Origin of the sequence: Butyrivibrio hungatei (genome assembly GCF_900101605.1) — a bacterium.
In the GTDB taxonomy this organism is placed as follows: Bacteria; Bacillota; Clostridia; order Lachnospirales; family Lachnospiraceae; genus Butyrivibrio; species Butyrivibrio hungatei_B.
Genome location: NZ_FMUR01000018.1, coordinates 26,514 through 41,894, shown reverse-complemented (window position 1 = coordinate 41,894; position 15,381 = coordinate 26,514). Strand labels below are relative to the sequence as shown.

Here is a 15,381-nt window from a genome sequence, read left to right as displayed (position 1 = left end):
ATTAGTTCTCCTTTCGTTCTCTTAGATCTCGTACGCTCTACGTCCGTTCTCAGCATCTTCCTGGTAGCTCTTAGAAACGCTATTTACCCAGTCATTGATCTTACGGATCTGCTCGGACATCTTGCCCATCTTAAGTGACAGATTGTTGATGAATTCGATACATGCTTCACCTTCTGCACCCTGCCAGCAATCCTCAAGGGGTCCCTGAAGTCCTGCAACCTGAGATGTTAAATCATCCAGATCCTGTGCGCCTGCCTCTAAGAGGCGTGACTTTTCGTCAAGAAATTCTACGTTTACACCTTTTTTTCCACTCATATCTTTCTCCTTTACTTTATCCAAGAGGTACCTTTACTCTCTTGATCTTTGAGTTATTTATGTAAAATGTATCACCCATGCCTGCAGAAACTTTTACAGCGGTTATGACATTTTGTGGCATCTTTACAAGAGCAATGTCTTTTGGATTCTCAAAGAATATCTTTGAACCTTCGTCTCTGATGTGTGTGCTTATAGGATTAGCCAATCCGGTAACAGCAACGTTTTCTACATCGGTGTACATAATGCATACCTTGTTTTGCTTTGAATACTTTACAATTTCCAGGTATTTCTCTAGTATGTTCTCCTCCTTTCCAATTACTTCAATGGTTTTTCTATCTGCAAATACTACCACTTTGACAGGTCCATTACTTACACCTGCGTCATTGTTATCTTCACGGATTAATCCGTCGTGAAGGTCTTCAATGACCTCGATAGCATCCATTGCATTTGATGAATAATACATAATATTGTTAGCCTGCGCGGCAGATTCGAACTGTCTTTGTTCCGAATCAAACAGATAAAGTCTGATGTATCCGTTTCTGTCCGCGTTCATGAGCTTACCGATCAGATAATCGACAAACTTAGATCTTCCGAGATCCTCTCTACCTGATATTGCAATCTCTTTTCCTTCCAAAAGATCAAGCCATACAGGCTCAACCTTGGCATAATGAAGACCAAACATCAATTTGCCGTTCTCAACTTCTGTATTGCCACAGGTTTCTTTAAGGAAATCTTCTGTAAGCTCGGCAGGAACAAATCTGACTTTCTCGGCCATCTCCGATCCGTACTTGTGATTACATGCTTTGATGTACTCTTTGATCTTGTTGATACGATCAATTTCCTTCTCGGACGGGAATGCCATATATGCCTGGAATTCCTTAAGCTCTGTTCCGAACTTTGTGATACCTCTTCCCGGAACCTCATCAGGCTGAATCCTGCATCTGTCAAACAATGTTACATACTGACCTTTGTCGTTACAGTTAAGAGCAATCTTACCTGCGATGTTCGACATAAGCTTATATCCGATTCCCGACATCTGCTGGTTGGTGAAGACAACTGAAATTCCGTTTGCCACACCATCTCGGCATATAGCAAGAATATCATTCTCGTAATTCGGGTAGGTAGCCTTAAATACCGTGTAGTTCTCGATGAACACGATTATCTGCGCTTCATCCTTATATCCTGCTTCCCTGTAGGAGCTGAAAGAGCTAAGTCCTCTGTCAGCAAGAAGTTTTCTTCTGCGACCGATCTTCTCAAGAAGCATCTTAATAAGGTTCTTGAGCTTATCCTCGTCAGCGATCGTTACTACGCTTCCGACGTGGTTAAGTCCTTCAAATATCTTCATCATCATAGAAGCAAAGTCAATGATGTAGATGTTTACTTCCTTCGGAGAATACTTTGCGGTAATTCCCATCATCATGCCCTGCAACATCGCCGTCTTACCGCTAAGAGACGAGCCGAGTATATAGTAATGACTCTTTGACAGGTTGATCTCAAACGGATCCTGTGCCTGTCTGTCGGGATCGTCACAGATTCCGATAGGAACTGTAACATCGGTTCCAACTTTCTCAAGCTTGTGAGGATAAGGAACCATCTCAGGAAGCGGCGGAAGGATAATGTCATCAAGCTTGGCAATATGCGCTTCCGTGCAATATTCGTTGACATACTCAACCATTGCTTCAAGCTGCGTAAGAGAAGCTTCGCTCTTCTCGGGCTTCTGCTCGTATATGACCTTTCTTTTTCCCGAAAGGCTTACACTGTTTATCCTGAACTTTCTCTTTGCATTGGTACTCTGTACAAGCGCAGGTGCCCCACTGTATGCGGATTGGAAAAGTTCAAATATCTCATTATTACCAACCTGCAGATAAGCACGACCTGGCTCTCTGATCTCTGCAGCAAGCGGAGAATGAAGAACTTCATTACTATCGCTCTTCTCCTGCACCTTCAAACAGAGCTTGAACTTAGAGTTACTCCAGATCTGGTCGTTTACGACACCCGAAGGTTTCTGTGTTGCAAGTATCAGATGAACGCCAAGGCTTCGTCCGATACGGGCGGTACTAATAAGCTCCTTCATGAAGTCAGGCTGTTCTGCCTTAAGTTCCGCAAACTCATCTACAAGAAGTATCAGGTGCGGAAGCGGAACCTCTGCCCTTCCCTCTTTATACAACTTTATGTAATTGTCGATCTGGTTAACTTCGTACTTGGCAAAAAGCTCCTGCCTCTTGATAAGTTCCGCCTTGATCGACTTAAGCGATCTGTTTATCTGCTTTCCGTCAATGTTTGTAATAGCACCGTTAAGGTGTGGCAGGTTCTTAAACTGGTTCGCCATACCACCACCCTTAAAGTCGATGATGATGAAACTTACATCGTAAGGATGGAACAGAGTTGCTATTGACAAAATGTATGACTGCATAATCTCTGACTTACCTGAACCTGTAGTACCTGCAACAAGTCCGTGAGGACCATGATATTTTTCATGCAAGTCGAGTGCTACAACTTCATCACCGCTCTTTACTCCGAGTGGCGCAGCCATTGATTCGTAAACCTTTGATTCACTCCATCTTTTACCCAAGTCGAGATCATGAGCATTCATGATATTAAGCAACTGGTAAAAAGATATATTCTTGGTAAGTGTACTCTCAAGACTCAGCTCTTTTACATACACAGGCGCAAGCTTCATTGCACACTGCTTGACCGTATCCATTGAGATATGATCGTAATCGAAGTACTGAATCTTGTTTCCGTCTTCGGTATCCTGAATAAATCCGTGATTCTTATCAGGCTCAAGGAACATTCTCTTGTCGCAGTTCTTATGCAAAAGCTCTTCAAATTCTTCGAAGAATACGAATGTAAATCCAAGCTTGTTTGCATTGCGTACATATTCCTTAACAGGATGTTCCATGAATTTGCTTGAGCGATATACATACACTACAAAATGAGCAAATTGCTCAAGTTCTTTATCTTTAAGTGCTTCTCTTGCTGCGAGTTCACCGTACAGGAACTCAAGTCCCGATTTGGAACTTTCATCATCGTGGATGATAAAGCGCATTCCTGTTGATTCATCACTGAAGTTCTTGATCCATCTTGTCCAATCAAAGTACTTAACGTCTTCTTTGTCAATTATCAAAAACTCTTTTACATCATCGTAGAAGTGCTGGCCCGAAACTGTGAGTATCATGTTCTTCATCATCTGATACAGCTTGTCTCTGATACCGATAACACCTACGGCGTTGACTTTGCCGAGTTCAAGGATAACCGGCATGCCATCTATATACTGATATTTGTCATGTATCTTCTCGGGATAATCCATGAGCATATCTTCGGTCTCAAGATATTCCTGCTTTCTGAAAGATACCTGACACTCTGATTCAACTCTTCCCGTTCCGACTCTGATATCAAGGAAGTCGTCGTGATCTTTTTCTTTTTCAAAAAGTCTTGCGCTGAAATCACTTATATTTCTTACAGTCTCTTCAACCGATCTGTTTCTCTCGGAAATAAGAGTTCTCTCATCGTTTCGAAGCTTTGTAAGTTCTTCCTCTTTTTTATCAAGATATTCGTTATATACTTTTATTCTGTTTGCCTTCTTCTTGCGATAGTCCTTGCCGTTGTCAAAATAATTCCACACCGACATACTTCCGCTTATAACCATAGATGCCGCGAAATACACTATGTAGAGCTTGTTGCCCGGCATGAGCATACCTCTTACAAACACCATGAGAACCAGCATAAGTATTACAGGAAGAAGTATCCTTATCAGGTTCTTCTTAGGCTCAGTAGGTGCAGTCTTAGGCGGAAGAATCTCCGGCTTTTCATCAAGATCTGCATACTGCTGCCTTGCACTTCTTATGAACTGCGGATATTTAAAGTGATTCTTCTGCGGAAGATTATCCACATGCTGAAGCCTTGTCCTTATCTCTCCGCTGTCGGAAGTAAACAGGTGGTCACCCTCCAGGTAAAAGAAATTCCCGCAATATTCAAGGAACTGCTTATCCTTAAGGACAATGCTCGCCTTTTTCTTGAGATTTACTCCGTTTACCTTAACGCCATAGCGGCTGGCAGAGATATCTACATCAAATCCTTCGGGATTTCTTATAAGCGTGATGATATCATCGGCAAGAGTTCTGTCAGAAATGGTTATGTCTGAGTCATTTCTGCCTCCGATAGTTATCCGGCTCGCTCCCGAAATTGTGATATCAAGATTGTAATCGCCCTGAACATCTCCGAAATCCTCGCTGAATTCAAGTGAAAGAATTACACTCTCGGTAGTTCCGTCGCATACATCTATGCTCTCACCCGTCTTAAGAACATGAATCTTCTCTTTTACAGAATCAGTGTTAAAGAAAAGATCCTGTGAAGATGAAACGATATAGTCATTTTGCTGCTTGATAACTTCTATCTCCAGATCTCTGCCGATATCCTCTTTAAAGAAGCATACTTTGCTGTCTTTGCCGGTACCGACAGTGACGTGTTCCATGTATTCTGTAAGGCTTAGCTCTTTATAAACTTTGTTGTTGTAAATAGTCAGCTTATAGTTCATAGTCTCTCATCGCTCGTCGTAATAGATTATTGTGCCGTTTCTGATTCCAAGCTCCTCTAAGGTCTTTTCCCCTCTGATAAGAGCTTTGGGGTAATCGGCCCTAAGGAAACATTGCTTTGGTTTATCCATGTTGATTCCAAGATTAAAGCTCTCATTTAGCCCGTAAATAAGTTCATTGGCTGTGAGGTTTCCCGGAACCTCCAGATCAATTTCTTTATTATTTTTGCTGTTTCTGAATAAAACTATTATGTTATCACTCATGTTTAGCACCTTTTTATTTCACAGCAATCACCGTTGCCAAATATCTTTTTCCTTCAATCAACTTCGCAGCATCTATTGCCGCGTTGTTATCGAAAGCAACCATCTCACATACAGGATAATCATATTCATCCGATTTGATGTTTATATCTGCATCTACGCTTGTTTCATCGCAGTTACATATCACAACGCATTGTCCGCCGAATCCTGCCAGGTTTCCGACAAATCTTTTTACCCTCTCAGCTTCTCCCGCAATGTCTTTGGTACACATTGCCATCATCTTGCTGTCTGAGAGATGCTTGGCAAGTTCCTTCGTAAGCCCCGGTGTATGTTCAACAACTATGTAGTCGTACATCTCTCTGCCTGCTATCTCATTCACCATGTCATAATAGGCTTGTAAAGATATGTTATAGGCATAAAGAGGATCTTTGAACGCGGGAACATAATCAAATGCAGCTTTTCTGATGTTCTTGATAAGCATATCCAAGGCTCCGCCGTTCATAAAGGCGATTGCCAATGATGCTTCAGCCCAGTCCTCCTTGAGGTTCTCAGGAAGGAATTCATAAAAGTTCTGAGTCTCCTCCGCGTCAACATACAAGACGTCATATCCCATCTGGGACAATCTTGCCGCTATTCCAATGGCGGCTTTGGTCTTTCCGCAGCCTCCGCTTGCGGCACAGACATCGATTATCCTTGTCTTTCCTACATCTTCCTGCACGGTTGTGACATAATCTTCTCCAAGCTTATTAACAATGCCCTCCGTTGCATCATATTTACTTATGGTATTTTTTGCTTCAGTGTTTTCAACAAGATAGTATGTTGTATCCGCCTGTTGGGAAAAAAATGCTTCCCTGCTGATATATTCATCTGCAATAAGCACATCCACCTTAGGATGTCCCTGCCTACAGTATTCCGAAAAGTATTCTTCATTCGAAATAACTATCAGCTCTGAACTGTCATTTAATACAAACGGCAATTCCGACAAGATCTTATCAACATATTCTTTGTCAAAACTTATTAAAAGAATCTTTTTTTCTTTCATCAGTTTTATCCGGCACTTTCCAGTATTTCTACTTTAAATTCCATATCCGCAAGCATTAAGATATCTTCGTTATTTAACTTTACTCTTCTGTTCGGCTCAAGTACTGCTCCGTTTAACCTTGAATAATTGCTGCTTCCGAGGTCTTCGTAAAAGCATTCGCCGTTTTCTATATAAACCATCCCATGCTGCCTGCTAATAGCGTTATTAAACGGTATTCTTCCGTCACAGGTTTCTGACTTTCCTATTAAAAACTCTTTCTTTATGATGTACAAAGAAAAGTTTCCGTATCTTCCGTGGTAATTAAGTCCGACAGCAATGTTGCTACTCTTTGGCATTGCTACCTTTGGCTGTATCTCTTTTGCTGCACCTGCGTAATTCTCTACAATATAGCGGCACAAATTTATAAGTCCGTTGATTGCAAGTTCTCCGCTATCCGTCCTGTCATCATCCAGGTTAATAAGTATGTCCCTCAACCTGTCTATCGAAGCATCCGTTCCCGCTTCAACACTATAGACCACAGTCTCAAGATACTCATACAACTTTTCGAGCCACTCTCTTCCAAGAGCTCCTGTGGCATTAGACACTACAGGAAGTACAATAAATCTTGCACTTCCATCCTCCGGATTGATAAAGACCTTATCCGGATCAAGCACAATAAATTCTTTGTTAAGGAAAGCATTTTCTTCAAACATGCCTATAAGCTGTGCAAGCCTTGCTATCAGATCTTTCCTGCTGTCTATAGTCAAAAGCCTGTCTATTGCATTGATGCTCTCAAGCCCTTCAGTCCTGCATATAAGTCTGTTACTTCCATTTTGTTTGATAAGCGCAATATCAAGTATGCTTCTGTTATTCAGTTGCTTTAGCATCTTCATTCCAAAGCTCGACATCTTCTCGTTAGCATCAAGCTTGAATGCTATATGCGTTTGGTAGTTTGATACATTCATAGCAGCACGGTCCCTTATGTCCTTTTATGTTTTTCTGTATTTTCGCTTAACAATATTATCCAAAAATTAATAACTCTAACACATGAAATAATACCGTATTTGCAACGTATTCGCAATAACTTTTTTATGATTTCAAGTGATTTTTTAATCCATTTTTAACAAATACACTCACTGTCTACTCTTTCACATTTCCATGTATTACCGCATCATTTCAAGAGGCGAAAAACCCGCATCAACTTCAACAATTCCGTCATTATAATAACAAGAAAACGCTTGTATTATTTCATCTATCTCACATGTTTTTTCAAGGACCTCATTCTTCCCTTCGACTTCAATCCCGATCTGAAAAGTGTATCCTCCCGGAATGGTTGCAGCTTGGATAAAAGTCACGTTATTTGCAGCCTTTTTACGGCATAAAACTATAAATTCTTCCTCAATCTCAATCATCTTATCCAAATATTCCCGCACCTGTTGCCAGGTCGGATAATCTATTTTGCCATCAAAATTATTATAAACAGAAATATCACTTTCTGATTCTTCCTTCAATTTTGGAGCAGGTTTATTTGTGCTGAATTTGTCTTTTATTTTTTTAAGTATTCCCAATTTTATACTCAGTACCTCCTTCTGCTCAAGATATGTACAAATATCATTTAACATACATAACCGCATTTCAAAAGAGCTAAAACCCTCTTGAAATACGGTTACAATAATCTACGATTTCTTGTTCTTAAGATGTGAAGTCGGACAAATATATTTACCCGCATAAATTTTTAATTCCTCAAATAGGTATTCGCAAGCTTCTGATTCATTTACAAATTGTTGTACACCTGATTTATGACCTCGCTCACTATAATACACTTCCCATCCCTCTCCATTTTTGATTAAGCAATATGCTTCATTAGGAAAACCTCCAATCAAAAGAGAATATAAATCATCCGGTACACCGATCGCATCCAATCGTTTTTTTAATCCTTCTACTGTCATCTCAATTAATGCTCCGTTCATCGTATTCCGTTATCAGTAATATATCGCCAGACACTTTATTGCCTATTTTTTAAATCTTCCAATGCTTCCTTAGGATTTTTCTTAAGCTGTATTAAGAAAAGATAAGCATCTAGCGGAGACATATTATAATCACGATTCAATATTTCAGCAGTATAGCCACATGCTTCTGTTTGCTCTCCATCATCTTTGCAAAACTCTTCAATACAAGCATAATTAAAAAACTCTTCAAAAATATCCTTGTATTGCTTAATTTGCTTAACCAACATACGAGATTCTATTTCTGAACAATTGTAGTTTTTCTTGATATATCTGCGGAGCATAGCTTCATGTGAATCATCTGCCACACTAGCTAAATAATAAATATACAAATGTCTTTTGGCATATTTAACAGCTGATTCTTCATCATTAAATTCTTTTAATGCAAAAACATAACCTCTTTCATCATCTGTTTCAACATATTTCCATTTAGATCCATCAAAAAACAGGCTCCAATAATAAAGTGCATTTTGCCACTCTCCTTCAATACAAACCTGTCTATGATTTGCATCTGAAACTTCAATATAATCTGGTATTCTTCCACCATTTAATGACTCAAACCATTTTATTAATTCTGTTTTTGTCCACATAATATCCGTTCTATTCACATCCGAAACCTCATTATATTCTTGTTTCTTACTACCATTTAATAACTCAGCCAATTTTAATAATTCATCTTTCAGCATACTAATTACCTATTTGCATATACTCTCTTAGGAACCTCTTTTATCATTCCTATACTCTTTAATTCATTCATATTAAACGGCATATCGCTCTGCAAGCCGCCGCCAGTACTTCCAGTTGTCTTATTAAACATCTCAGCAATTTCTCCAGTTGCAAGACCGTCACCTTTGCCATATCTTCCTTCAGCTTCGGAATAATACGTATCTAGTCTATCATGCATTTGAACTTTAGTATCATTACTATAGAGCGAATTATCTATAGCCTTTTCAAGATTAGCCCTTGTAAAATCCTGCCTCGCTTCATATCTGTGATAAGAAGGCTCTTGTGTAACATCATCACCTTCAAAATGGTAGGGTACAGATCGTTCCTTTATTGTGGCACATGACCCATCATCACCAACATGTCCCACACAACTTCCAGTAGGTGACCCCAGCCTATCAAATTGTTCTCCGGCTTTTAAAACTTCCATTCTTCTTGTTGCAGGAACAGTATCATCGCTTTCCCATTTATACGCAGGATTATATCTTTCCATATTTCTAATTTTACGTATACCAGCTACATCTCTCGGATCCTCTGGAACTGTTACATCTCCTCGTTCCATTTTACTTGTTTCAGAATATAATTCTTTTAAATCAGAAACCAATTTAGCTTTTTGACTATCCGTTAGATTTCCTGCATTCTTTTTATAGTATTCCTCCAATTTCAGCTGTGACTTATAATCTAATTCCGATGAACATTCACTAGGAAGAACTCCATTTTCACCTTGACACATCATATTAGCAAGCTTTCCTGCGCCCACCTTAGTCAAAAGCGGACTTGAAAGTTTTGCAAGATTCTTCATTGCTCCCGTAAATTTGTTATATTTTGTATTTGCGTAATCATTGATCTTATAATCAATTTTTGCCAAACCTTGCGCTACGCGCCAGGTTCCTTTTGTTATCAGTGAACCTGCTCTTGTATTAGCAAATCTCTCATATGTACTTCCTATCCTTGCTGATGCCTTATCTGCAAGACTATTGATTGTCTTTCCGGTATTTGTCCGTTCAGCCATGGATGCAAGCTTATTGAAGCCAAATGACGAAGCTCTATGTGTAGCATATCCTGCCACACCATCGGCCATTCCTATTCCAAAATCTTTCGCCGCATCACCAAAACCATATTTTTTTCCTTGAACCAAATGGCTTATGGCATTCATTCCCATGTTTATGGTTCCACCGCCTAATGCCGATGTAACACTTTCACTTGCAACTTTTCCGGCTGTATATCCAACATATTTTCCAACCGAATTAAAAACACTCTTTCCTACGGTTGCACCTATTCCCTGGAAGAGTTTTCCTCCTATGGCTCCGGTTACTGTTCCTATAACAGTATCTTTTGCTATCTGTCCTGCACTCTCTCCCTTAAGTATTCCTGTCGCAAGAGATGTTGTTCCTCCGCCGAGTGCACCTACTGCTGCGGGTGCCGCCGCAGGACAAGCTGTTACAACTGCTCCCGTTACGGCTCCGCCTATTGCCGCTCCGCCAACTGCCGCCCAGTCAACATGGCCTTCCGTGAGAACCGAATGTACTCCTGCTACTACCGCTCCTGTAAGTGCTCCTGCCGCAGCACCTGCAAGGATATGAAGGAATGCTCCGTCTTTATCAACATAAACTTTAGGATCATTTAAACAGTAAAGGTAATGATTGACCGTATCGGGCATTGTGGGAACGCCGCGGACTATATCTTCACTTATAAATCTTCCGTTATCAGGAGAATAATATCTTGCCTGTGCATAGCACAAGCCACTTATCCTGTCTTCCTGATAGCCTGTAAATGCTATCGGATATAGGATATTTTCTTTCTTTTCATAGGATGCGCGTTTTCTCTTACCAAAATCATCATAAGAAAACGCACTTATAGCTTTTCCATCTGTTCCCGTAAGATATACAGGGCTTCCAAGCTCATCATTAAGCATATATATGTTTTCATTGTTTCTTGAAACAGAACATATATTGCCGTCAAACATGTAATCTTCAGTGATGTTTTCATAACTTCTCTGAAGAATGTTATCACCTGTAAATGTATGGTCTCTCAGCTCTTTAATAAGCCTTCCGTTTTCCTTTACACCAACACGGTGTCCAAGAGCATCATAGACATACTCAGCTTCTCCGTCTTTCGCATTTACGGCAGTTACCATCTTTCCTGCCGCATCAAAGCGATAGATCTTTGAAATGGCATCTCCCTGTCTTTCCTCTATGAGATTGCCTCTGTTATCGTAACTGTATGATGTAATAACAGGTAATAGATCACCAGAAGAAACATTCGCTGTGCTTTCTTCCTTCTTGCTGATAAGCCTGTCGATTATATCGTAGGAATATGTCGCACTTACTCCATCAGAAACTAAAGCCTTTCTGTTTCCGAATGCATCATATGAATAGCTGCTTTGCACAGCACCATCTTTTCTGCTCTCAGACAGTCTTCCAAGCTCATCGTAAGCATAGTCATATACTCCGCTTACATCCTTAAGGTCTCTTCTGTATCTCTTTATCTGAGTCCTGTTACCTTTTTCGTTATAAGCATACTCGTACTTATCAAGAAGTCCGTCTCTATCTGTTCCTGTAAGTTTCTTAAGAAGTCCGCCCTGATAGTAATCATATACTACGGATGCTCCACCCGGGAAAGCTCTCTTTCTAAGTCTTCCTATTGTGTCATATTCATAGTTTATGCTTTCCTGTGCATTTGTATCCTTAAGTTCTATGAGTCTTCTAAAAGCATCATAGTGATACTCTGCTCTCTTTCCGTCAGGATATACGATCGCAGTCTTTTCATCATAAGGGCCATACTCATAGCCAACTCGCTGTCCGTCAGAATCTGTTACAGATATTGTTCTTCCTACGATATCTGATTCGATCTTTGTAAGTCCTATCTTATCCTGAACTTCTTTTAACAGATTAATTGCACTGTAGCTGTAACGCACTTCATTTCCATCAGCATACTTTATGCCTGTAATGTTTCCGTTCTTATCTCTTGTATAGACAGTCTCGTTACCATCTCTGTCTATCTGTGATATGAGCTCACCACTCTCATCATATCTGTAGATATCTTTCTGTCCGAGAGCATCTGTAACGCTTACAAGTTTTCCTGAAAGGTCATGCTCATAAACAGTGATATGTCCTTTTCCGTCTACCTGAGGGAAGTTATCGTCTGTTATCTCGTTTTCTATTGTTCCCTCTGCTCGCTCTACACTACTGAGAAGGTCAAGGTCATTGTATGTATATCTTGTCTCGTTTCCAAGCGCGTCAATGACACTAGAGAGCTTTCCTGTGCCTGTATAGCGATACTTTGTGATAGTACCACAGTCGTCGGTCTCAATAACTCTTCCCATGGAATCATAGGAGTATACCATGACTCTGCCGTTTGAGCCTGTTACCTTGTTTGCTCTTCCTGCTTTGTCATACTCATAGAAAAGAGTAAATCCGTCTCTTTCTACCTGCTTGCAGATTCTTCCGCATGAGTCATACTCAAACTCATTTATGATTATCTCCGGTGCTTCATTATCTGCAGATCTCTGGGTAACCTTAAGGAGCCTGCCCTTCTCATAGTGATTCTCTGTCACTACGCCTGCAGCATCCGTTACTGTCTTTATATTTCCGTTCTTGTCATAGGTACATGATTCTTCTCTTCCTATGGCATCTGTTACCTTTATTACTCTGCCAAGTGCATCATACTCATAGCAGGTCTTTCCGCCAAGAGCATCTGTCTTGCAGGTAAGGTTTCCGTTCTTATCGTAGTCGTAAGTTGTAGTATTTCCCTCCCCATCTGTCTCGGTCTTGATGCGTCCGAGTTTATCGTAGGTGTAGGAATTCTTTATGATTGTTTCGGTTAAGGTACCGTCGTTTTCTTCTTTGTTTATCTCAGTTCCGACAGTAAGTACGTTACCGTTGTTATCATGGCTGTATACTGTCTTTCTTCCCATAGGATCTGTTATCTTAACAAGATTTCCTAAAAGGTCGTAGTCGTAGTGCATCATTCCGCCGTTTGGAAGCGTGATGCTCTCTTCTTTCCATGATGTGTTGTATCTTATGGCTGTCGTATGGTCGCTCTCATCTGTATAGAATGCAAGATGGCCTATCTCGTTATAATCCCATCTTCTTGTTGTTCCGTCAGGGTTTATGACTTCTGTAAGAAGGTCTGCCGCATTGTATGTATAGCTTGTTGTATTTCCAAGAGGGTCTGTTACGGATGTGATGTTATCACTCTCATCCATCGTATAGGATGTCACATTTCCCTCTGCATCTATCGTCTTTGTTACCCTTCCGCTGTTATCACAGATATAACGTGTAGTCACGCCCACTTTATCAGTGATGGAAGAGATATTTCCTTTTTCATCATAGGTTACTGATATAGCATTGTTCTCAGCATCCCTTATCCTTACGACTCTGCCGTCCTTATAGTCATACTTAGTCCTGTTTCCGAGAGGATCTGTTACGCAGTAGAGGTTACCATCAAAGTCATAGATGAATCTATATGAGTTTCCTTCAGAATCTTTCTTTGCGATAAGTCTTCCTTCAGCATCATAGGTATAGCTCTCGCTAAGGCCTTCGGGCCCTACTATCTTTGTAAGGTTTCCTCTGTTATCATAGCTAAATCTTACCGTATGGCCGTTCTTATCTGTAACAGAAGTCTTCTGGTTTCTTTCATTATAAGTGTACTTTTCTTCAATGATGTTCTTACCGTTTTCAACATCCTGAGATGCATAGTCATCTGAAAGACCTATGTATCTTGTTCCTGTATGTCTTCCGCGCTCATCAGAGAGGTACTCTACCTTAAGTCCATTCTGCTCTGTTGCTGTTGTTATGTTCTTTTCATCGTCATAGCTGTAAGACATCTCACCACCATCAGGGAATATCTGATGGATGACACGTCTCTGCTCATCGTATTCGTTTGTGAGCGCTATGATACCGTCAGGGCTTATTACTTTGTGTATAAGGCCTTCTTCGTTATAGGTATATCTTCTTGTGCTACCATTTGGATATGTAGCAGCTGTAAGGAAGTATTCATCTTCTCTTTTCTCATAGCCGTAGGTTACGTTCTTTCCCTGTGAGGTTGATACCCTTGTAAGGATTCCGTCCTCATTGTAGGAAAGTGAGATGTATGATCCTTCCTTAGTTTCTATCTTTACGGGAAGCGCATATCTTATGCTCTCACCGTTATCGTCATTCTTAGTAAAGACGCCTAAAGTATATCTTGTATTCTCGCCTGTATTGTCTCCCTTAGCTACAAGATATCCGTCTTTGTCATACTCTTCATATGAAAGGTCTTCTCTTATGAGCTTATAACCGTAGTTATCCTCTACAAGCTTTCCGGGTTCTCCGTGAATCTCGTAGTAAGTCTCTGAAACAGAAGAACTCTTGTTGGTAGCTCCTTCTTCTCCATCAAAAGTGAGCTCAGGAGTATTTTCCTTCTGAGCAGCCTTACTGTTTTCAGGCTTTCTGTAAATACCTTCTCTTCCGTCGATATAGATAGCTCTGATATCGCCGTTATCTTCTTTATAAAGGTGCACGTCACTATTGCAGCTCCAGCCGCGTCCCATTGCGCCCTTAAATTCTGATCTTGCGTTATAGAACCTTCTAAATGTAATCTTTGTATCTGTTCCAACTTCAAGGTCTGTCCTGTCATTTATGTAGTTTCCGCTACTCATGTTTACAGGGTCGTACTTATATACCTGACATCTGTCAACAAGTCCCTGAAGGTAGAGTTTGTAAGTCCTAAGATATGCCTCAAGACCTTCCACGTCCTTAGGATCTATCCATCTGATATTTCCCTTGGTCTCTTCGTATCTTGTGATATCAAAAGTTCCCTTGTTCATGCCATCGATAATAGACTTAAGTAGTCTTACGATGTCATCAAGGAGCTGCTTAAAGGTACTTCCTGCTATATCATTTGAATGTTCTTCATGGAATGTAAGGAATTTCTGATTGAACTCAGGAACAAAACCGGATGCCTTATCCCTCGTGGCAAAGTCGTCAAATGCCCTTACCGAAGCGGCAGAATCCGGATTTATGAGTTCATTTATAGATATAACGTCGCATCCCGAAACAATGCTGTTAGCTTTGTTTCTTATCTCTGTTACTTTGGGATGCACTTCGTTAAAGATCGTATTGTAATTAGCAAAATCTTCTATCACCTTTTTAAGGTGCTGTGTCTTGATAACGGGATCCTGAGATTCATCTTCAGACAGATCTGCAAGGAAGTCATCAAGAAGAGGAACAAGTCCCGCAAAGCCTCCTTTCTGCATCATGCTCTGAAGCTGCTGTACGCAGTCCGTGATCATGGCAACGATAGTGATCTGCTGATCGTTAAGGAACGCTTTGGCTGACTCAGCCTCAGGTCCTGTGTGCGTCTCATCGTTAATAAAATCTAAAAGTGACGGTATAAGAAGTGTATCTGACATACAAAGGAATGGATTGTATATAGTGTTGAAACACTCATCAAAATATTCCCTTATCTTCTTCTGGTGCCACTCAATGTTCTCCCCCGAGTAATTGCTAGTCCCCATAATAAAAATTTCCTTCTATATA

General features: G+C 40.5%; 9 protein-coding genes. All 9 read right to left on the bottom strand.

Annotation, left to right across the window (positions count from 1 at the left end; all coding sequences use genetic code 11):
• Window positions 1-21: 21 nt before the first annotated feature.
• On the bottom strand, window positions 22-315 hold the full coding sequence (locus BLP87_RS13330) for a WXG100 family type VII secretion target (protein ID WP_143002145.1): 294 nt from the start codon (window positions 313-315) through the stop codon (window positions 22-24).
• 16 nt (window positions 316-331) lie between these two features.
• Entirely contained in the window at window positions 332-4,852 is a 4,521-nt protein-coding gene (gene essC, locus BLP87_RS13325; protein WP_074463103.1) for a type VII secretion protein EssC, read from the bottom strand.
• Window positions 4,853-4,858: 6 nt separating this feature from the next.
• Window positions 4,859-5,113: an EsaB/YukD family protein gene (locus BLP87_RS13320; protein WP_074463102.1), complete on the bottom strand. Its 255-nt coding sequence runs from the start codon at window positions 5,111-5,113 to the stop codon at window positions 4,859-4,861.
• 13 nt (window positions 5,114-5,126) lie between these two features.
• The gene (locus BLP87_RS13315) at window positions 5,127-6,152 is read right to left on the bottom strand and encodes an AAA family ATPase (RefSeq protein ID WP_074463101.1); all 1,026 of its coding nucleotides are present in this window, start codon (window positions 6,150-6,152) and stop codon (window positions 5,127-5,129) included.
• 5 nt (window positions 6,153-6,157) lie between these two features.
• Complete coding sequence (locus BLP87_RS13310; RefSeq protein ID WP_074463100.1) at window positions 6,158-7,096, bottom strand: FHA domain-containing protein; 939 nt, start codon at window positions 7,094-7,096, stop codon at window positions 6,158-6,160.
• A 198-nt stretch (window positions 7,097-7,294) separates the two neighbouring features.
• On the bottom strand, window positions 7,295-7,699 hold the full coding sequence (locus BLP87_RS13305) for a hypothetical protein (RefSeq protein WP_143002144.1): 405 nt from the start codon (window positions 7,697-7,699) through the stop codon (window positions 7,295-7,297).
• A gap of 108 nt (window positions 7,700-7,807) precedes the next feature.
• Window positions 7,808-8,080 carry a hypothetical protein gene (locus BLP87_RS13300; protein WP_074463098.1) on the bottom strand — a complete coding sequence of 91 codons (273 nt, stop codon included), beginning with the start codon at window positions 8,078-8,080 and terminating at the stop codon, window positions 7,808-7,810.
• A gap of 56 nt (window positions 8,081-8,136) precedes the next feature.
• Window positions 8,137-8,823, bottom strand: coding sequence for a hypothetical protein (locus BLP87_RS13295; protein ID WP_074463097.1), 687 nt, complete (start codon window positions 8,821-8,823; stop codon window positions 8,137-8,139).
• Window positions 8,824-8,828: 5 nt separating this feature from the next.
• The gene (locus tag BLP87_RS13290; RefSeq protein WP_074463096.1) at window positions 8,829-15,359 is read right to left on the bottom strand and encodes a DUF6531 domain-containing protein; all 6,531 of its coding nucleotides are present in this window, start codon (window positions 15,357-15,359) and stop codon (window positions 8,829-8,831) included.
• Between the last annotated feature and the right edge of the window lie 22 nt (window positions 15,360-15,381).

Excerpts from the sequence above, each read along its gene's own strand:
- BLP87_RS13330 (WP_143002145.1), bottom strand. The coding sequence starts at position 315 with ATGAGTGGAAAAAAAGGTGTAAACGTAGAATTTCTTGACGAAAAGTCA.
- essC (WP_074463103.1), bottom strand. The coding sequence starts at position 4,852 with ATGAACTATAAGCTGACTATTTACAACAACAAAGTTTATAAAGAGCTA.
- BLP87_RS13320 (WP_074463102.1), bottom strand. The coding sequence starts at position 5,113 with ATGAGTGATAACATAATAGTTTTATTCAGAAACAGCAAAAATAATAAA.
- BLP87_RS13315 (WP_074463101.1), bottom strand. The coding sequence starts at position 6,152 with ATGAAAGAAAAAAAGATTCTTTTAATAAGTTTTGACAAAGAATATGTT.
- BLP87_RS13310 (WP_074463100.1), bottom strand. The coding sequence starts at position 7,096 with ATGAATGTATCAAACTACCAAACGCATATAGCATTCAAGCTTGATGCT.
- BLP87_RS13300 (WP_074463098.1), bottom strand. The coding sequence starts at position 8,080 with ATGACAGTAGAAGGATTAAAAAAACGATTGGATGCGATCGGTGTACCG.
- BLP87_RS13295 (WP_074463097.1), bottom strand. The coding sequence starts at position 8,823 with ATGCTGAAAGATGAATTATTAAAATTGGCTGAGTTATTAAATGGTAGT.
- BLP87_RS13290 (WP_074463096.1), bottom strand. The coding sequence starts at position 15,359 with ATGGGGACTAGCAATTACTCGGGGGAGAACATTGAGTGGCACCAGAAG.